This is a genomic window from Treponema sp. R6D11, assembly GCF_054786075.1.
In genome coordinates this window covers 1-19,751 of the sequence record NZ_BDHD01000017.1, presented here as the reverse complement: position 1 = coordinate 19,751, position 19,751 = coordinate 1, and the positions used below count along the sequence as shown (strand labels likewise).

The 19,751-nt window shown below is 46.2% G+C and carries 15 protein-coding genes; all 15 read right to left on the bottom strand.

Annotated features, from left to right (window positions below):
- Positions 1–87: 87 nt before the first annotated feature.
- Positions 88–5,109 (bottom strand): LPD1 domain-containing protein, encoded by a 5,022-nt coding sequence (locus tag ACYVTD_RS03315; protein ID WP_461246361.1) that lies wholly within the window; start codon positions 5,107–5,109, stop codon positions 88–90.
- Positions 5,110–5,111: 2 nt separating this feature from the next.
- Positions 5,112–7,337 (bottom strand): helicase-related protein, encoded by a 2,226-nt coding sequence (locus ACYVTD_RS03310; RefSeq protein WP_461246360.1) that lies wholly within the window; start codon positions 7,335–7,337, stop codon positions 5,112–5,114.
- 176 nt (positions 7,338–7,513) lie between these two features.
- A complete protein-coding gene (locus tag ACYVTD_RS03305; protein ID WP_461246359.1) occupies positions 7,514–10,183 on the bottom strand; it encodes an Eco57I restriction-modification methylase domain-containing protein in 2,670 nt (889 codons plus the stop codon).
- Positions 10,180–12,846, bottom strand: coding sequence for a structural protein (locus tag ACYVTD_RS03300; protein WP_461246358.1), 2,667 nt, complete (start codon positions 12,844–12,846; stop codon positions 10,180–10,182). The genes ACYVTD_RS03305 and ACYVTD_RS03300 overlap by 4 nt, the downstream gene beginning before the upstream one ends.
- Before the next feature lie 2 nt (positions 12,847–12,848).
- Positions 12,849–13,343, bottom strand: coding sequence for a hypothetical protein (locus ACYVTD_RS03295; protein WP_461246357.1), 495 nt, complete (start codon positions 13,341–13,343; stop codon positions 12,849–12,851).
- Between the two features lie 7 nt (positions 13,344–13,350).
- Positions 13,351–13,539, bottom strand: a complete 189-nt coding sequence (locus ACYVTD_RS03290; RefSeq protein ID WP_461246356.1) for a hypothetical protein — start codon at positions 13,537–13,539, stop codon at positions 13,351–13,353.
- 7 nt (positions 13,540–13,546) lie between these two features.
- Entirely contained in the window at positions 13,547–13,672 is a 126-nt protein-coding gene (locus ACYVTD_RS03285; RefSeq protein WP_461246355.1) for a hypothetical protein, read from the bottom strand.
- Between the two features lie 254 nt (positions 13,673–13,926).
- On the bottom strand, positions 13,927–15,549 hold the full coding sequence (locus ACYVTD_RS03280; RefSeq protein ID WP_461246354.1) for a phage portal protein: 1,623 nt from the start codon (positions 15,547–15,549) through the stop codon (positions 13,927–13,929).
- Positions 15,533–17,173, bottom strand: a complete 1,641-nt coding sequence (locus ACYVTD_RS03275; RefSeq protein ID WP_461246353.1) for a phage terminase large subunit family protein — start codon at positions 17,171–17,173, stop codon at positions 15,533–15,535. The genes ACYVTD_RS03280 and ACYVTD_RS03275 overlap by 17 nt, the downstream gene beginning before the upstream one ends.
- Entirely contained in the window at positions 17,166–17,429 is a 264-nt protein-coding gene (locus tag ACYVTD_RS03270; RefSeq protein WP_461246352.1) for a hypothetical protein, read from the bottom strand. The genes ACYVTD_RS03275 and ACYVTD_RS03270 overlap by 8 nt, the downstream gene beginning before the upstream one ends.
- Positions 17,430–17,541: 112 nt before the next feature.
- Positions 17,542–18,312 (bottom strand): terminase small subunit, encoded by a 771-nt coding sequence (locus ACYVTD_RS03265; RefSeq protein ID WP_461246351.1) that lies wholly within the window; start codon positions 18,310–18,312, stop codon positions 17,542–17,544.
- A complete protein-coding gene (locus tag ACYVTD_RS03260) occupies positions 18,263–18,394 on the bottom strand; it encodes a hypothetical protein (protein WP_461246350.1) in 132 nt (43 codons plus the stop codon). Before ACYVTD_RS03260 ends, ACYVTD_RS03265 begins: the two co-directional genes overlap by 50 nt.
- A 73-nt stretch (positions 18,395–18,467) precedes the next feature.
- Positions 18,468–18,806 carry a hypothetical protein gene (locus tag ACYVTD_RS03255; RefSeq protein ID WP_461246349.1) on the bottom strand — a complete coding sequence of 113 codons (339 nt, stop codon included), beginning with the start codon at positions 18,804–18,806 and terminating at the stop codon, positions 18,468–18,470.
- A 174-nt stretch (positions 18,807–18,980) separates the two neighbouring features.
- Positions 18,981–19,502, bottom strand: coding sequence for a hypothetical protein (locus tag ACYVTD_RS03250; protein ID WP_461246348.1), 522 nt, complete (start codon positions 19,500–19,502; stop codon positions 18,981–18,983).
- A partial coding sequence (locus tag ACYVTD_RS03245; RefSeq protein WP_461246347.1) for a hypothetical protein occupies positions 19,480–19,751 on the bottom strand: 272 nt, incomplete at its 5' end. The genes ACYVTD_RS03245 and ACYVTD_RS03250, both read right to left, overlap by 23 nt.

Genomic DNA, 19,751 nt, shown 5'->3' with positions numbered 1-19,751 from the left:
GAGATTTCTGGCTGCCCTTTTTCGGCGCAAACCAATAGTATTCAGTTGTACTGTAATACTACTAAACTAAAACATACTTGTCAACACCTAATTTCCGAAAATATCCACAAGCACCTCTGTTACCGCCTTTTTGACACCATTAGCCTGCCGCCTTTCTTCCTCATGTATTTTGGCATCGGCACGCATGACCATATAAAAGGCTTCATCTTTCGCCTTTTCATGCGACAAGCCCATGCCCTTTAATTGCGAGTATATGTGATCTTCCATCGTCTGCCATTGTTTTGAATACTTGACATGATCGCCTCTTGCCCTTTTTAACAGGCGTTCCGCCATATCTATAAGTTTTTGCGCTTCCTCTTGCTGGACGGCGGTATAGCCTTTAGATTCTTTTTCCGGCTTATTGTCTGGTTCTTGCTTGTCTATGTCCTCACTTGACTCCCATGACCCAATGGGAATTCTTGTAAAGGTGGGGTCGTCTTGGATTACCAAATCAGTATCATAGTCGTAGTTGTCTTTTGGTATTCCAAGGTTCGTTTTTACCGCCCGGAACAAGTCAAACAGCGTTATTTTTGGGTTTTTCTTGAAAATGTCATGGGCTGTATCGAGTACGTCCTGTTCCGATACGCCGTCGGGAAGCACCCTGCCTTTCCCTTTCTTTTTCTTGGCGGATGCGTTTTTTGCCGGACTTTTATCCGTGTCTTCGTTGGCTTCCCTGTATTTTCTTATCGCACTGTTCAGTTTTGTCATGGCATAGTCCATTTTGCTTTCGTCAAGACCTCGTACCGCCTCTACCGCTTCCTGTTCCGATATTTTCTTGCTTGCATATCTTGCGGCAATTTGTTCAACGGCTTGGGTCAGTGTCGATAATCCGCTATGATACCGATCCACCAAGTCTTTAGCCGGGCTTTTGCCCGCAGCTTCTTTGGGGTTTTTAATAAATCGTTCATCTCCCTTCTTGTAAATGTCAACGCCTAACTGTTCACGCATTGCGTCGTGAAAAGACTTGCCCGGCTTTAATCCAAATGCCGCCCTTGCCCGGCTTTCCGTGATGTATTTCATCTTTTCTCTGGTGTTTTGCATTTCAAAAAAAGCGTCGCTGGCGGTCATTCTGCCGTTGATAACTTCGTCTACAAGATAATTGAGAAAATTCTCGATTCTTTGTTCTCTTGTTTTTTCGGGCATTTTATCGTTGATCTTCAGTTCTGTTAGTTTTTCCGTCGCCTGTTTTTTCGCATCATCGTCCGCAAATTCTCTGGCGTTCAACCGGTCGTCGTCGGTAGCGTTTTTAATAACGTCCACAAACGCCTCTGCGTCTTTTTTGGTAACGCCGTATTTTTTTATAAGATCGTTGACCATGCTTCGCCGCCCTTCGGGGGTTTCCGCCGCCGCCTGATACTTCACGTTGCCTATCGTTCTGGCTGTCAGCACCGGATCGATTTTCGGGTACTTGGCAAGCGGATTCTCCCACTTCGGGGCTTCCTTCGGCTTCTTCTGCGGTTCTTTTTTCGCCGTCGGCTTCGGCTTAGCCTGATGCTGGACGAAATTATGAAGTTCCTCGACAAAGGGGAGTGGCTTTCCTTTACTGTCCGAAAAACGGGCTTTGTTGTCGTTGATAATCTGTAGCATTTCGCTTTCGGTTTTTGCCGCGGCGACTTTTTTCTTTATCGCCCCAATAGCCATTTTCGCGCCTCTGGTGTGGCTGTCGTATTTCCGTTTCCACTTGCCCGGAGCCGTCTTGATGTACTTATTACCCTTCCAATCCCTTATAGTCCCGACGGGCAAGCCCCGCCCGGACTTGTTGATCTCCGCCGTTTCCGCCTGTATAAGGGACTTTTTAAGTTCCTTGCCGTCTTCCTCAAGGGTATTCAGGTGATCAAGGACAAGTTTTTTGAAGTAGTTTAACTTGCTCCCTTCCGACTTCTGTAACGTGAGAACAAACTCTGCCATAATAGCCTTCCTTATCGCTCCGGTTTCCTTCACGATCTTAAATAATTCGTCGAAAGCGGCGTTAATCGCCTTGCGTTCTTCGCCTTCGGGGTAGGGTCTTGGGGTTTTCCCATAATGGGCTTTATAGCCTTCTTTGTAATCGTCGTTTGACGATCTTGCCGTCAAGTAGGTGTTTTTCTGTCCCTTCTCTACCAGTTTGTCGTCAATATAAGCCGCAAACGCCCTCGCCGCCATTTCAAGGGTCGATGACCAGTATCCTTTTTCTTTGAAGTGGTCAAGTTCCATTGAAGCCACATAAAAATCCGACGATGTTTCGCTTGATTTTGTCGTAACGGTTCCGCCTTTCGGATTGCCTTCCGCCCAGACCGCAACAAGTTTATCTAATCTTTCACGGGTCATGTTTGCAACTCTGCACCCTTGCTTGGCTTCCATCGCTTCATCGGCGGTCATTCCCTCTTTTAACCCCAGCCATTTGCCGCGATCACGGAATAACTGTTGCGCCGCTTCGTAATCCTGTTTTGTGTAACTATACACTTTCGGCTTCATTGTTTTTCCCGCTTTCATCGCCCTGACCAGATTCTTAAAAGCGCCCTTTATTTTCTGGACGTGTTCTTCGGCAACGTCTAATTCGTCTACGGCGATACCCGCTTTTTTTGCGGCTTTTAACGCCATTTCGTAAGCGCTTCTATAATAAGAATCGCCGTCTTTCATGCCTCTTTTATACCACCGAAGATTGTCCATGAGCTTACGCTGTTTGTCCGTTAAATCTTCGTCGTTTGTTTCCGTAAGGAACAGATTGTATTTGCCGCCTGTCATGGCCTCGGCTATAAGGTTGTCGAAGGCGTGAAACCACTCATGGGCAAGGGAGCCGCCGCCCTTCATTTTTGTAATATTAATCACACGTTCCAAAGATTCGTAATGCGCAAGGAATTTATTATGCCCCCTCGCGCCTATAGCCATTGCAAGCCGCCCATTAAGCGAAACAAGGTTATCGGGTATCCCGGTAACGTCCGCAAGGTCGGCCAGTCCCATGGCGATATTTTCAACATGGAATTTCGCCGACTTTACGTCGTTCAATACCCAATTCCCCGACTGCACATCACGAAGGTTAAAGGCTTTTTTCAAGTCCTCGGTAGATTCTACCTTTACCGCCCGACCGCCTTTTCTCACAATTTTATCGGCGACTAAAAGTTCAAACTGGCTTTGCCGCTCGCCGCCGCCCCCGCCCGTTGATCTTTTTTCCGCCCATGAAAAATCGTCTTCTTCCATCATGTGGGCTTTCTCGTTATGCTTGGCAAATGAATTCTTTTCCCAATCCCTATTATTGCCGGTAATTGACATTGCATCGGCAAATTTATTTCCTAAAATCTGCCAAATACCTTTCATTGGGTTCGTTAGCCTTAATTCCTCGTTGGTTTTTTGACGTGATTCGCTCATTGCGTCTTCTATTTTGTGTTTCTCGTCAATCAGTGTTTTTTCAGTAATTGTGCTGTTGCTTTCAATTTCGGCTCTCTTGCCCTCGTACATACTCTTGCCCGCCAAAAGAAGTTTATACAGCCTGCTTCCGTGCGTACTATAATAAGTACCGCCCCAACTTCCGTCTGCAAAAAACAGGCTTTCAATAACGGGCGGTTTGTAGCCTAATTGTTTCATCAGGTCTTTTGCTTCTTTGAAGGGGTCGCCCTGATTACATCTTTCATAGATTTTCTTGCCCAACTTTGTGCGGTATTCCTTTAAATTTTCAGCGGCTTTTTCCTGCTTTTCCACAAGGGCAAGATACTCCGGCGTTCTGGTCGCTTGGATAAAATAACCAGTTCTTTCGCCGTCAATTTCCAGCGCCGCTTCCCGGAGGTCGTCAAGCGTCTTACAGCTTTCAAGCCGTGAACGGATTGCGTCAAGCGCCAACGAAAAAACAAACCTGTTTTCACCGGTATTTTTCTCCGGCTTTGACGGGATAGTTTTATATATCTCATTGATCAAATATCCGGCGTTCCCTTTCAGCCCCCCTGTTTTCAGGGTTTCCCAGTCCGGCTTTCCCATTAAATTTTGTTTTGTGATCATATCTTCGGCTACACGCTCATTTTCTTCTATGTTTTCCCAGTCAATGGTATCGTGTGTTACCTGTAACCCTTCCCTTGCCATACGCTTTATGTACGCTTGGGCTAATTCCTTACGGCTTCCGGCGATATATCCCGTGTCCTTAAAGCGGTAATCTTCGCTTTTCGGATCCCATGTAGAATCCTTTATCGCACTGGTCGGCTCTTGGCTGTCCGGCATTTTCGCCTTTTTGCGGGCTTTCTTTTCTTCCTCTTGCGCCGCCTTGATTTCTTTTTTTGTTTCCGGCTTGGGTCCGCCCTTGTAGGCGTTTTTGTTGCCCCTCATAGCGTCGCTGCGGTTCTGGTGCATCTCGGTAAGTAATTTTTCCGATTCTTCTTTTTTCAGGGCTTCATCTGTCATTAATTTTTCATTAAATTCTTCCGCTTTAGGTGGGTTCTCATAAGACAGGGTACCGGAAATTTTCGCCATTTGATCGTGATTTATGCCGTTTTTTTCGAGACGGACTATCATTCTTTCATGCGATATTTCGCCTTCTATGTATGGTTCTATAGCGTCTTTATACACGGCGACTGATACGCCGTATCTTTCCGCGTCCTCTTTGTCCTGTTCCTTGACGGTTTTATCGTCGGCGGTTCCCTGCGTTTTTTCTTTCGCTTCGGGTTGTTTGCTTGCCGCCGTCTTTTTAGGAGCTGCGGCGGGTTTTTCCGGGGCAAGTTTCCCCTGCCGTTCCGACACATATTTGCTTAATTCCTGCACAAGGGGGATCGGGTGTCCGTTGTCGTCGCTAAACCTGTCCCGGTGCAACAATACGAGTTTAATAAGTTCTTCGGGGCTGTTAATCGCCTGTACTTTTTTGATAAGGCGTTTTATTGAGACTTTAGCCCCGCGGGTTTCCTTGTTGTAATACCGCCGCCATTTATTATCAGCGCCCTTTATGTATTTATTCCCCTTCCACTCACGGATTGTCCCTATCGCCATGCCGCCCTTTTCAATGGTGTTTTCCATTTTGTCTTGGGCTTTCAGGTGTTCGATTATCCGCCGTTTCAGTTCTTCAAACTTCGGGTCCGCCGGCTGTTTCGATTTCAGAATAAACAATATTCCCATGATTACGCCCTCTTTTCCACTTTAATTACGCTGTCGATAACGAATACGACCGATTTTTTAACCGTTTCATTTTTCTTGGCTTCGCGCTCCGCCAAGATTTCTTCTTTCACTTCGTCCATAGGGCGAAGGTTTTTAGCTATGTCTTTAGTAACAAGTTTTGTCGCTTCGGCTACGGTTAATCCGGGCTTGGCTTCTTTGGCGATCTGTTTTTTCGCCTTCTCGATATATTCGTCGCGCTTTGATTCAATTTTCTTGATATTTTCTTTAAGTCTTACCGCTTCTTTCCCAAACTTTGACGCAACTTCGGTCGCCGACCTCTCATTGGTCGGGTCCACGTTGTACCGCCGCAGGGTGTTTTCTACGGTTTCGCTTTTGCTCTTTGCGCTTGTAATGTATTTTTGAAGGTACTGGGTCGCCGCCTTGCTTACCCTGTCGTATTCCTTGCGGAAGTCTTTAGGGTTTTTCCCTCCGACCCAACTGCTTTCTTTCACGCCGTCGAATTCGTCAAACCGCTCTTCGATACTTTCGTCGTCTTCCCTGTACTTGTTCCCATGTTCCCTTATGAGTTCAGCGTCCGACATTTCGCTTATTTTTTTGGCGGCTTTTTTGATCTGTTCAATTTGTTTCTGGCAATTTTTTATTTCTTCCTGATACTCGCGCCGACGGCTTGCGTTTTCAACTATCTTGTCGCAGGTCGCCTGTGCGATAAGCACCTGATTTTTGATGACCTCAATTTCCTGCTTAATTTGCATACCCGCCCTTTTCGCCGGGTCTTTGATAAGGCTAAACTTCGCTTCTTCGGGGTTTATTTCTTCGACGTTCAGGGTGTCGCCCTTGTATGAGAACACGGCGGCGATCCTCTTTGATTTTTCGTCGTGTTTCTGATACATAAAAGAATCAATGCTGTCATTCATAAGCGGGTAGACGATGTGGACGTGTCCCTGTTTGTTGCCCTGCCGGTGTATGCGCCCCTCTACCTGTATAGCGTCGGTGGGATTCCAGTCAAGCATACAGTTATAAAGGGTAGAGGTGTTGCCGTTCAGGTTCACGCCCTCTTTTATCGTTTCCGACCCGATGATAATTTTAATCTTGCCGTTGGGGTCGTTAAAGTCCTTCATAATTCTGGCTTTTTCTTCTTCGCCCCTATCGCTGCCGTCTTTGTTTGTCCCGCTCGGTAAGTGCTGCGGTGATAAGAAGGCTATCGCTTCGGGGTCCACGCCCCGTTTTACAAGATAGTCTTTGACCTCTTTGTAATAACTTATCCCCTGCGGCAAGTAGATGACCTGTCCGGCGGTTTTTGAAAGTTCCGCCGCCGAATCGCATACAAACGTCATTTTAGGGCTTGACGTTACGAAATCGCCCATGTCGTCGGGTAAGGTTACTATATTTGATTTTTCAAGCAACCGGGGGGATAACGCCAACTGCCGAAGGGCGTTAATGCCTTTAAGCGTCGCGCCCGGATCTTCCTTCGGGTCGGCGGTGTCCATGTAATGAATAATTTGTTCGGCAAGGTCTTTTTGGGCTAACGTCATATTCAGGGTGCAGTCTTCGTAATGCGTTGATTTTTTCGGGCGTATGACCCCCGCTTCCTCTCCGTCCACTTTGTCAATGTATGTGTTGATAAGTTTTTGAAGCGCGACAAGGTTCTTAAATTCTTTCATAACCGTTTTTTCGGCTACGTCGCCTTGTGAATCTACCGCCAATTCAGACTTTAAGGCGGCGAATTGCGCCATAAATTCGTGAAGGTTGTATATCCCGGTTTCTTTCAGTTTCTCGCGGGCTACCAGTGAAAGAATATTGTAAATTTCGATGGGGGAGTTTGTAAAGGGTGTCGCCGTCAATCCAAACACGTTGCGCCCGTTGTTTACCCTCTGTACCATTTGCGTAATGGCGAATAATTTAAGGGCTTGGTCGGACGGAGTACCGCCGGTTATCTTGGTAAATTCGTTTGCGTTTCCTTCTTCTTTTGACGTTTTTTCTTTCCCTTTCGCCTGTGAAAAAATGTTTTTGAAGTTATGCAATTCGTCAACGGTTATGTGGTCAAAGCCGGTGTCTTCCCAGTTCGTCTGCCTGTCTCCGGCTTTGGTCGCCCTGCCCAGTTTTGTTTGAATACGCTCTTTTTCCGCCGCTTTGTCCCTGTCGCTCGCTGTAACGCCGACGGCGGACTGGCTGTCCAACATATCCGCCATAAGTTTGAAATCTATCGTTTCCGGCTTGAAAGAGATCATCTGCGTCGCTTCGTATGTGCAGATTGAAAGCGTCCCTTCCTCGATATTCAGGGTGCCGTCGGGGTTTTTAAGGTGGTCGATATTCCTAAAATTATAAAGGTCGTTGATCTTTATGTTCGGGAATAACTGTTGTATTTCGGAAATCCAGTTTTTGTATACCGACTTCGGTACGCAGATTAGCGGTTTTTTGCCCGCCCCGTCTGTATCTGGCTTACCGTCGCAAGGATACCCGTTAAGGTTTTTCCAACGCCGACATCATACGCTAATATTCCGTTCCCTCGGTTTACAAGCGTCGCTACGCCTTTTAACTGTATGTCGCTTACTTTAAGCGGGTCGCCCTTGAATGTCCGGCTTATGCCGTCCACGAAGGCGGGTATCTTCGTGTGGTCGGGGTCCACTACGGCGTTAAACTGCCTGTTCCACATTTCCGCCATGCGCTCTTGTTCCTGCGTTGACAACTGTTCGCGGATAAACTGGTTAAAAAGGGCTTCGGTCGCTTCCCGGCGTACTTTGATCGTATTGTCGCGCTCACGGGCTGCGGCTTCCTTGTCCGACGCTTTACTGTCCGCCCTGACTGATTTTCGGTTTACATAGTCGATAATGTCGTGCTTCGTTATCGACGGCGGGACGGAACCAGTACCCAATTCCCACACCCAGTCTTTGAAACCTTGAATAAGGGAATCCTGCTTGTCGTTCAGTTCTTCCTCAATGACATATTTTATGGCGAAGTCCGACAATGGGCTTATCATGAATTCGTGTACCGTTTTAGGGGTCGGCTTCGCCGATTCCAAAATGGCTTTTTGCCGTTTGTACTCCGTTGCGGTCAAGTCGTCTTTGTCCCTCTCCAATTCCTTCAGTTTCTGGTAGATATTGCCGCTTGCGAAGTTCACGATGTCGTACCATTTGCCGTCCGCAGTCTGGACGTAGTTTCCGCTTTTTTGCATATATTCCAATAGCCCTTGCCGCCCATGTTCAAGGCGGGCAACGTCTATTGATCCGTCCCAGTTCGTGAATTCCCACAACGCCAAGGTTTCCCTTGGAATATTTTTGTTATACTTCTTGTTAAATTCCTCTAAGGAATCAACGTCATGCGATCCGGCGGCGTTGTCGTTGCCCATCATCGCTTCCGATCTTGTCCGACCCGCGCTTGGTTTCTCCAATCTGCTTTTTTTGTTGCCTTCCTTGACAACCACTTTGACGTTTTCTTCCGCCTGTTCCGCTTGGGTTTTCGCGCCGACGGGGACAGCCTCCATTTTATCCGCCCTTATGCGGTCTATCGCTTCGTCAAAACTTTCGCCGTCGGCAAGCCCTATAAAACTTTCTTCTTTCCCGTAACGCCCGACCCTTGTGGTTTCCGTCCCCATTACCATGTCGGGGTTTTTCTCGAAAAATGCGTTATCTGAAAAATCTGCGGAATCGCCCGGTTCTTTGCGGATTATGATTATATCCGTACCAACGCCGGTAGTGTTGAATGTGCCGTTGGGTAGTCTCCACGCTTCCAACAGCTTGCCTTTGGCGGCGATTTTCTCTTTTATTTTACTGTTGCCCTTGCGTAAAAAATCGGAAGGCACTACAAACGCCATAATTCCGCCTTCACGCATGGTGTCAAGCCCGCGGTCAATAAAGTATTCTTCGTATCTGGTATGCCCCTTGCCTTCGCCGCGCCCCTTCCATAAGCCTTCGTAAGCGCCGTAAGGCGGATTGCCTATAACAACGTCGTATTTCTGCCCCTTGTATCCTTCCTTGCCGGGCTTAAACATCTCTTGAAAAGCCCCCGGTATCACCAGTTGATCGGGGTGCAGTATTCCCGCTATCCGCGCCGAAGTCTTGTCAAACTCGTTCAATACGAATTTGTCGTCGGGTCTGTCTTCGGCAAAACGCCCTATGCCCGAAGACGGCTCTAACACGTTCTTTTTTCCGGGGATATATTTGTCTACGATTTCCCACACTTTTTTTGTTACCGTGCGGGGGGTGTAGTATTCGTACAAAGTCCCGTGGGTACTGGCTCCTTCCTCTCCCAGTCCGCCCGCGCCTTCATACTGCCGAAGTAAAGCCTTGTCTTCTTCGGTCATCTGGTCGTCTGTTTTTGAATTAAGAAGCTCTAAACAAGCCTCACGGATATTTATTGTTTGTTTTTTTGTTAGCCGAATGTCTCTTGCAGGTCTCTCTCCAGTGTTGACAGGCAACTGTAAAGGTTCTCCGCCGTTATCTCCTGTTTCTGCGCTAGACACATATTGATCGCCGTCTTCCTCGCTCCCTCCGCTCCGTACTGCCGGAGCAACATCGGGTATTTCTCCTCGCTCATTACCAATGTTATTTGTTCCATTTTCTTCCTCCGTCTTATTGTATATTCCCCAGATTCTCCGCATCAGGCTGCGATTCAATACAATTTTATTATCGCCCCTTTTGACGTTTTTGTCAATTACTCCGCCCGTATTTTTGCCGCCCCCGGTTCCCGTCGGCGGGCTTTTCTTGGGCGCTTTGAATCCGTCGTTGTTCTCTTTTTTCTTGAAAAAAGTGTCCCACTTCAATTTATTTGACAGGTATTCAAGAAGGTGGGCGGCGAAAGTCTTTTTGTCCGCGCCGAAGTCCTTTTTTATGTCATTTTTCTCGTAGGTGTCGGAGATCGCCTTGGTTTGAAGCCCGAAAAATGTTTTTAACGCCGCAAGGGGTTTTTGAAAGGTCTCTGCGTATATGTACCAGTACCCCTTGCCGCTCTTTTTGGGGATACGGCGGATATACTTATGCGTCAAGGCTTTTTGTATGTCGTCCCAACCGCCAAACGATTCTCCGAAAGATTTATCTACCGCATCGGTATCTACCGTAATTCCAAATATAACGCTCATAAAATTCCCCCCAGTGCCTCACGCACACGCTCTTTTATTGATTTAACCATTTTCCCATGGTTCTTTTTTGACAAAACTTTCCGCTGACCGTCGCCGTCAATACCGCTCCGGGTACTGCCTTTTTTGTTTTCGACCGATATATCAAACCCCGCAAAACGGTATTTGTCCTGTAGCTTATGCCCGGAATAAGTGAGGGACTTGTCCACGCCGTCAAATTCTTCGTAAATCTCTTGCACCCTCTTGTCGAAGCCCGGCGTTTTGCTTGTCGGGTATTCTATACCCCGTTCCTCAAATTCTTTTTTCGCCTGAACAAACGCCTGTCCGTAACGCCGGCGTTCTTGCTTGCCGTGCTTGGCTCCGTAACGTTTCGTAAGGCTTTCCGTGAATCCCGGCGTTTTGTCGTTGGGGTTATTAACGCCCTTATCTTCATACTCTTGCTTTGTTTTTTCAAGGGCTTCGTTAAACTCTTTGGACTTGCCCTGTATTTCCGCTACAAGGGCGTTTACCGCCTTCCCGTTATACTTTACCCACGAGCCTCTACAGTTACCGCTCCATGCACATTTTCCATTGCGCCTGACAAGCAAAAAATGCCATTTTTCCAGTTCAACATCGTAAACTATGCCATTATAGTTTGTTTCTACCGGATTATGGTTTGGTTTATGCCCTGTTTGTACATCCTTCCCAAAATGGCGGTATTTTGATTTACATATTGTAATATTATAGCAATCGGTATTTAGCGTGTAATCGCCATTGGCAAAATGATTCAATTTCCCTTTTTGTTCTAGTTTGTATACAGAAGGCATCCACCCGGCTTTTACAATGAGTTCGCATAAATCATCCGCCATTTTTAGAGAGGAAGTCCTTAAAACCGTTTCATTTTTTGTTTCCGCATAAGATGATTTATGGCTTTTTCTATTTACAAACTTTGAACCGTCAGCAAGGCTAAAAGCGTCTAAGAATTCCCTTATACAATCTGCTGATGAATCTTTTATAAATTGCGGGATATATTTATTTTCCGCTTTTATTCCAAACATCACGCTAAAAGGTTCCGCCGCCTTCCCGTATATATACACGGATTCCTCTGTCGGTTTTAGAATATTCTTTAATTCAGATAAATCATTAATTATTTTCTGCGGGTCTTTTTGGGCTAACTTGACTTCACAATATTTTCCTTTTTTTCTGCCGCTTCCCTCCGCGAGATACCAAGCCCATAATCTTAAATATTGCCCATTGCTGATTGTTTCAGTGTCTAACATTACAGACGTTGCGTCATCTTTTAATCGCCATTTTCCTACGCCTCGCGGTAATGAGTAATCTACTTTTTTAATAAGTTCTTGCGCTTCAATTCCGTGATAAAAACCTTTGTTTGTCGCATAAAGCATATTATGGTTCGGCGTTACCATAAGATCATAGTTTCTGCCTAGAAAATGTATCATTCTCCCGCTATATTCATAACTTACCCGATTAACAAACGGCACAAAATCGATTTCCTGATTTTCTGGGTTTATGGACATTATCCTGTCATCGTCCAGCAAATCCTTAAAGAATTTCCAGCCCCTATGCGTCATTACTTCGGTCTCTGAATCATAACAATAAGGGTGAAACACGCCGTTTGCGACCATCTCTTTTCTGCCGTCCCAATCCTTTCCATCCCAAATGGCATATTTCGCTATCGGGTCGTCTATCTTATCCGACGACGGTAACGGGTGATCGCTCCATAAAACGACGACCCCGTGCATTTTCTTACAGAATTCGCAAGTGTTAGAATCTATGCGCTCAATCCGTTGAAAATAAACCTTTTCGCCCGGTTCCGCTCCCGCCACTTCGTCAAGCAAGAAAGAATTGTTAGAAGCGTTTTGTATTTCGGTGTCGGCTATTCTCTGAAAGTCCCTGTTCGCGCCGGTCATGCGGTCGAATATGGCTTGCGACACTTGCCCCTTTCCCTTCCGGCACTTCACGCCGTCAATCAATATCTGCCTTATGTCGGATTTTACCGTTGCGGACGCTTTGGTGATTTTTTCCGCCGCCGACATCTGTAATACCTGTATCCGCGCCATTTCGGGGCGGCTTAATTCGTCGCCAAGGGCGGTTTTCATGTTCTTTACGCTGTCGCTAATCCAATCCAGTGTTTTACCCCGATACTCCACGTCATCGAGGGATAATTCTTTAACCGCTTCCAATGTGTTGTATTTAAGCATACGGTCAAGCACACGCCCCAACGCCTTACTGTCGAGTATTATTTTTTTATCAGCGTCTTTAAGTCGCTTGTTCAAAAACTTTTCAAGCGTTTCGACGAAGCGATCCCACTCCGCTTTTTTAATCGGTTCCCCGGTTTCGGGGCTGTATAACACTTTTCCTTTATGGGTCAAGGGGTCATCGGGGTTCGCTTTTTTGACGACGGTATTCATTTCGGGCAAGCCAAAATATTTGATTACGAATAAATATGTGTCTTTCAAGGCGGCGGAAAAAAAGTTATACCACTTATAATTCAATTCCTCTTGCGCTTTGTATAAAAACGGTTCGGGTCCGTGCTTGTGTTTATTTTTTCTGTCCGCGACCGATACGGGAACGCCTAAATGCCGCGATAAAGATCGGACGGCTTTCAGCATTTTGATCCGCCTGTTTTGGGGTGTAATATCGGTTATGGAAAGGTCTATGTTCATTCCTACCCCTTCTCTGCTTTCCAATTTTGCTTCATTATTTTTATTTCTTCCTCATTATAACCTAGTTCCTTTAGGATACCTTCAGAAGGAAATTTCTGATACTTTTTGATTAATACGGGATCGGGGCTATGATACGCCGTTTCTTCTGCGAATATCGCTTCTACTTTCTCCCAGTCCACATACGGCTTGTCTCTCCCCGAATAAACCAGCGGACACCCCAAGGCGGCATCGTCAATATACAGGTTCGCAAACACTTTAGGCGATTGCGTCCAGTTTTTTTGTCCGGGGTCTTCATTCACGCCGTATAGGGGTATGTCATTTTTCTTAAACCAGTCCACGGCGGCTTGTAACTGATCGCCGCACCTCATGGTGTTCAAAATAAGTTTATGCCCGTCGGCGGCAAGTTTTTTAAGCACTGGTACGGCTCCTATGTCCTGCCCGACATTAGGGTATTCGTGTGTTACGCAAGTACCGTCAAAATCAATGGCTATTTTCATTTTCCTACTACTTCCAATCATTTTTCCCCTGCCTGTTCACTAGGTCTATGTATTCGGCTCTTGAAAGAGACCGTATTTCGCCCGTCGCCTTGTTTTTTATTTTATAAGTCTTTTTTGTTGTCTCGTAACAGAGTACGTCCCACTCGAAAGAGGGGTTATTATTTTGCGCCGTTTTTCTCCGCTGGTATTTTGCCATTATTTGTTTACCCCCTTATTCTTGTGATTCTCTTTATTTTGTTGCACCCAAATATTTTTGCAAGGTTTTCATATATAGCTTCTCCAATCCCTGTGGTTTCAATAATTAATTTATTGGGTTTATGGATTTTCATTAGCTCGTGCAATAGTTCTGTTTTCTTAGTGATGTTATTCTCTTTTATCCCAAATGCGGATATAACAAGGGGTTTCCCGCTCGGAGTATAAACAACTATTTTTACTGTCGAATCGTCTGTTCTACTGTTAGAAAAAAACATCACTTTATATACAAAAATATGCCCTTTAACGGAAGTTATATAACAAAAACATAAAAAAGCCATAGAGACAGTAAAAAGAAAGGTTATTACGGGTAAAAAAATCATTGTCATCACTATATCTCTATCCTTATAACATCGCCCGATCTGGCAAGGGATTTCTCCGTCCCTTCTTGGGGTTCGCCGCCGCTTTCCGCTTCCAATGCGTCCCACGCCTCGTTGTCCGTGTTAGGTGCTCCGTCCCCTTCGGGGGCTTCGCCTTCCATGCCACCTTCTTCTCCGCCGAAGTCGCCCATTCCGCCCATCATGCCGCCCTGCTGTGCGTGTTGAAACAGTTGTACCGCTTGCGGCGATAAGGGAATATCCGCAGGGTTTTTTATCTCCGACAAGTCAAGCGGCTTTAATCCCTTCTCTTGCCGTTTTTCATTCAGTGTTTTGTATGATTCCACTTCGCTTTTGTCGATATTCAATATCTGTTCGGGATCGTCCCGTTCATATCCGACGAATTCAAGCGAATAATTGGGGTTGATTTTCTCGATTATTTTATTCAGGTAGGATTGCAGGAAAGTGAGGGTATGCCCCAGTATGGCGCTCTTGCCCGCCTCAATTTTCGGTTTTGCGTCCCGCTCTACCATAGGTTGTGATTTATTTATCTGTAATCCTATGTCGTCCATGGAAGTACCAAACAAAGTCAATACGCCGGAAGTTAAAAATTCCATCCAGTTCTGGTATTCCATTTCTTTGTTTGTCCCGGTCAATGACTGCCAACGTATGCCGCCGCCCTCTCCCTTTTTAATGCCGGACGGGATAATCGGTATACGCCATTGTGAAGACGGGTTGCCGCTCATAATGTCGCAGATGTAGTCTTCCATCATTTCTACGGTCTCTTGATCCGCGTCGCCGTCGATTAACAGCATACCGCGGGGGAGTTTGTTTTCCGTAAAGAATCCGGCGTTATATGTAAACGTGTTGATTACGCTTGTTATGAGGTCAATCGCCTGTTCGACGTAGGAATAACCGTAAAATGAATAGTCAATATCCGTGCGGGGGTTCTGAAAGTCAAATATCAGTTGATCTTTCGTGTACCAAGCGTAAGGGATATAGTCTATGACTTGGGCGTATTTTATTTTGTAGGGGTTTTCCTGCCCCGGTACAATGCGTTCAATGGTCGCAGCGTCAACCGCCCAGAAAGCGCAGGGCTTACGGGCGTTTGTATACTGTATCTCCGTCGCTATCTGGTCGATTTCAAGCAAATCACGGATTATTTTAGTGCAATACTTTATGAAGTCGTCGTCTCTGTCCGGGTCATCGACGAATCCCGTGTGCAATAAAAACTTTTCTATCGTTTCCCGCTCCGCCGATTTTTTGCCCGACGCTTTTGATATGTCTTCGCCCCTCTTTAATACGACGAATCCTCGGATATTGCGGTCGGTAGACGGTTTCAAAAACGGTTCGATTTTCCTTATCGTGTTGCCGATACAGGCGTTAATAATCCACGCCTTACTTGACACCCGCCGCAGGGTTTGACAGTTTATCGAGCGGTTATAATAGCGGTCAACAGTCCGAAGGTTGCCGTATTGGTTTTGTACCTGTTTGAGCGGATCGAATAACGCCGATTGCAAGCCGTTACTATTTTGGGGGTTTCCCATGTATGTAGTCGGCGGGGAAAATTGACCGCTTTGTCTGGCAAGTTCCCGTCGCAGTATAATGGGGCTTGGACCCCTATTTCCGGTTAGCACGTTCTACACCTCTTAAAAGTGATGTTATGGACTTTCCACGCCTTCCGGTAAGAACGGGGGCGGTGTTGATTACGCTGCTTTCCGTGTTTTCTTTCCCTGATTGTACTACATTCCCGTTTTTTTTACTAGCGTATTTTGTGTAAAAGTTTCCGTTGTCCGCCGCCGCTCCCTGAATAACCGCCCTGTCCGCAAGCGCCCAAGCCCAAAAACTGTCGGCATGACCGTCTTCGTCCCTTGTGCTGTCGTAACGGAAAGCCCCGCCGGATACCGCCGTCCGCCTGATGGAATGAATCTGCCCGTGGAATTTTCTGTCGTTTTGCAGTAAATATCGTTTTTTTTCAAGCCCCGTTTTTACGGCTATCGCCATTTCTTCTTTCGATACGCTGTTAAACTTTACGCCTTCAACCATCGCGTCGCCGAATTCTTTTTGCAGGGCTTCCCGCAGGGGGTCGCCTATTCCCGTACTGTCAAGGCAAGCCCGAACCGGGCGCACCTGTTTCATTATCTTGCGGAATTGGTCAAGCTGGTATTCATATTCTTTTTTGACCATTTCGATTTCTGCGACGCTTCTTTTTAATCCGTTGGGTAATTGTCCGATAACAAAGATGACCGCAGCGTCCCGGAACCGGGCAACGTCGTATCCCATGAATAACCGCCCGTGTATTTCGGGGTCGTAACCCAGTAACAGATCGTCCGCAGTCTTGAATATTTTTATCTCAATGTCTTTTTCTTCTTCCCCTTCGTCAAGGGGGCGGTCTCTGTCCCCGTCCCTCATGCCGGGCGTGTTGGCGTGTATTAAATCAAGCGTTATATAGCTTAAAGCGGAATCAATAAAAGTACATTCATATTCCTGTTGAAAATCCTCAAGGAACATCGAATCGAATATCGTCTGTATCGTTTCTTTGCCGAAAATCGCAACTCTGTCTTCCGTGTCCATGTCCGGGGCAAGTTTGACCGCTTCAGGTACGTCCTTGCAAAACTCTTTCGTGAACCACCACGGGATCGTGAACCGCCGGAATTGTTTGAATTTATCGCCTTCGTTACTGAATATGTCGTAAAACTGCCCCAACATTCCGAAGGGGGTACTCCCTGCCTCTAGGCACCCACCACGGGATATTACCGGCAAGCCCGCCGTATATATTTTACGCTGTTGGTTAAAGGGATAAAACGCCATTTCGTCAAATACAAGATCGCCGTTTTTGCCACGGGGCTGCCTACAGGCGATAGACAGCAACCGGCTTGTCGTTTTTCCGCCCTTGTCGTAAAACTCCATGCTTGTTTTTGTTTCGCTTACCAGTTCCTTGCGGTGCTGTTTCGGGATTGAATGATAAAATTCTTTGGCGTAGCTTATTTTTTCTTTTGCGTCGTCAAGGTTATATGACACGAATTGCCGGGTGTATTTGAATCGGCTCTTGTCCATTGCCTTGATCAAACCCTTCAATGCGACACTGAAAGAAAATCCAGTCTGGCGGCTTTTATTCAAGGCGGCGTATTTGCTTGTGTCTCTTATGTATTCCTGTTGCCAAAAGTCCAAGTCTAAAGGTTGTTGGTTTACTTTTATAAAGGCTTCGGCGTAGTTTAGCCGTTCCTCCGGTGTGAACAGCCCGTCTTTTCCGCTACCCATTATGCGTACCCGTTTCGTTAAGTTTGATAAAACCTTTTTCCGTCCAAGGCTTTTCTTTTTTCACTTTTAACCGTTTTTCCAACACCTTCAACAATTCCTTATAGTCAAGGGCTTTTTTCCTTGGCTCCGCCGTATACACGTCAAAGTCCGCATCTGAATGTCTGCCCGGCGGGTGGTCGGATAACCTGATTTTTAGGATATTACCCTGCCCCGTGTTAATCGTGATGTACCGGGAGCGCGTTCTTACTGAATCCATGACGTACACGTTATAACCCCAAGACAACAGCTTCTTTGACAAGATATGGTATATAGCCTTTAAGTTATGGCTTAACGGTCGTATCCGTGGACCCTTCCTTAATCCGCTGTAATTACAGTTCTTGGACAAGACTGTTCCCCCCGTCGCCGATAAGCCCCGCTATTCTGCCTACCTTGTTTTTCCCTTCACGGGCGGAAATTTTGACCGTAAGCCTCTCCCGTATTATCTCCATTGTGGCTTCGCCGTCGTCGTTGTTGTCGTTGGCGGGTCCGCCGTACAGCTTGTTGTATACGGTCATCATTTCGGACATGGATTTTTCCCTGTCGGCAAATTGGTAGACTTTCCGCCCCGTCATTCCCTTGTAATCAACGCCGTCAACGGCAAGCAACTGTTCGGGGGTCAATTCCGACAAGTCTTTAAGCACCTCAATTTCCCTGTCTTCCAGTTCCCCCGTGGCGATGTTTTTTTCCTTGATGGTTACTTTTTTGTAATAATCCGCGACGTTAAAGTGTATCCTCGCTATCCGGCTGCGGACTATGTGTTCAAACTCCTCTTTTACGTCTATTTTCAGGGGTTCCATAAGGCGGCGTATCGCTTCGGCGACGGGCTTTTTGCCGTGTAATTGAAAGGCTATTATTCTGGCGTTGTCCGGCGGATACCCGGCTTTTACCGCCGACTTCGGTCTGTTCTGAAAGGTGTCTGATTCGGGGTTGGTGTACCAGTATACATAACGGGCTTCTTTGGCGGTCAACGCAAGGTCATCAATGCCAAGATTTGAAAAGTCTACGACTATCCCCTGCGGCGGGGGGGTGTTGGGGGGCTTTTTTACTGTTTTAACCGCCGGTTTTTTCTTTTTCGCCGTCGGCTTCGCTTTCACTGGCATTACTCTCTCCGCATTTGTGTATCCTGTAACCGGTTACGGGTCGCCCCTTCTCACTGATAACGGTCAACGGTTCCGCATCCAAGGTATACACCCCTTCGCCCCCGTTCCTGATAACCGTATGGCTTGCGGGAATATACCGCAGGGGCGCGCCGCATTTAGGACAGTTTTGCACTGCGGTTTCCGTCGGGCGAAAGTTCGTCTAACAGGGTGTGTATCCCCTGCCCCGACCATGTGCGGACGGTCGAAGCGTGGGTGATCTCTCCGTCGCTTAAAATGTAAGTGTGGGAACCGTAATAATCGCTGGCGCACGCTTTTTTAATTTGTTCACGGACGGAAAAGCCTTTGGGGACTGGCGGGGGCAAGTCTTTAGGGTCGCTGTACTCCGAACAATTAACAGGTCGCCCTGAATCAAAGCCAATTTTAATTCCGCCCGTAAACTTCTCATTCCGTTTCTTGTCGAACAGACAGAGTAATGAGTCAGCGCTTTTTTGCATAAAACACGCCCTTAAAGAGTATGCGGGGTCAGTAAACCGCCCTCCTCGGTTTTTATTAAATGGGGTGTTGTCAGTTGGTTTCTAAAGTATAGCGTACCCTCTCAAAATCTGTCAATTCCGAGCGCTCGGAATTTTGCCCGTTTTTCCGATTATTCCCTTTAAATGTCTTTTTCATTAAAATAACTCCTGTTGAATATTTTCCGGAAATAACATATCAACTATCTTTTTTGCTTCTTTGTCCATGTTAATTATTTTTACTATTCTTTTTTTGATATATTTCTTTAACAGTTCCATTGTCGGGAAACCTGTATCCATTATTCCTAATCCGCTATGTGCGCCGCTGTTCTTATAACTACAGCTATACCCAAAATAAAATCTGCCATTGTCCTCATATATTTCTATGGTGAGATGGTCATGTCCTTTTTTGGCTTTCCATTCTATAATGCTTGTAGGTTCTGCTATACATGAGCCACTTTCGTTATATTCAAGTGTCCGTTTGCGGTATGACTTCTTTGGTGCAATTCTATTCCATTCCTGTAATGCACCCCAATCCCACCATTGCCCAATAAAAGGCAGTTCTTTCTGTTCACAGTTTGGACATTTGTATTTATATACCTTGCCCAAGCTGTCATCTGGTTTTTCCTCGATGATAGGCAATGCGCCGCACAAGCATTTATCTGGTGTTTGCTGTTTCATTCTGTTTTTTCTCCTTTAATGCTGTGTAATCAGCCTCTGCGATAATACATTCAGACAATCTAGGATTAGCTTGGTACACACTACCCCTATCAATAAACTTCTGAAAACCAACGCAAAAAAATTGCTTATTGACCTCGCTGTATTTCTGTAAATGACAATTACCGCAAAACTCGTTGTAATTGTTTATTATTACTTTAATCGTTGTCATCTTTTTTCTCCTTTTTTGCTTTGTACCATTTTGAAAATCGC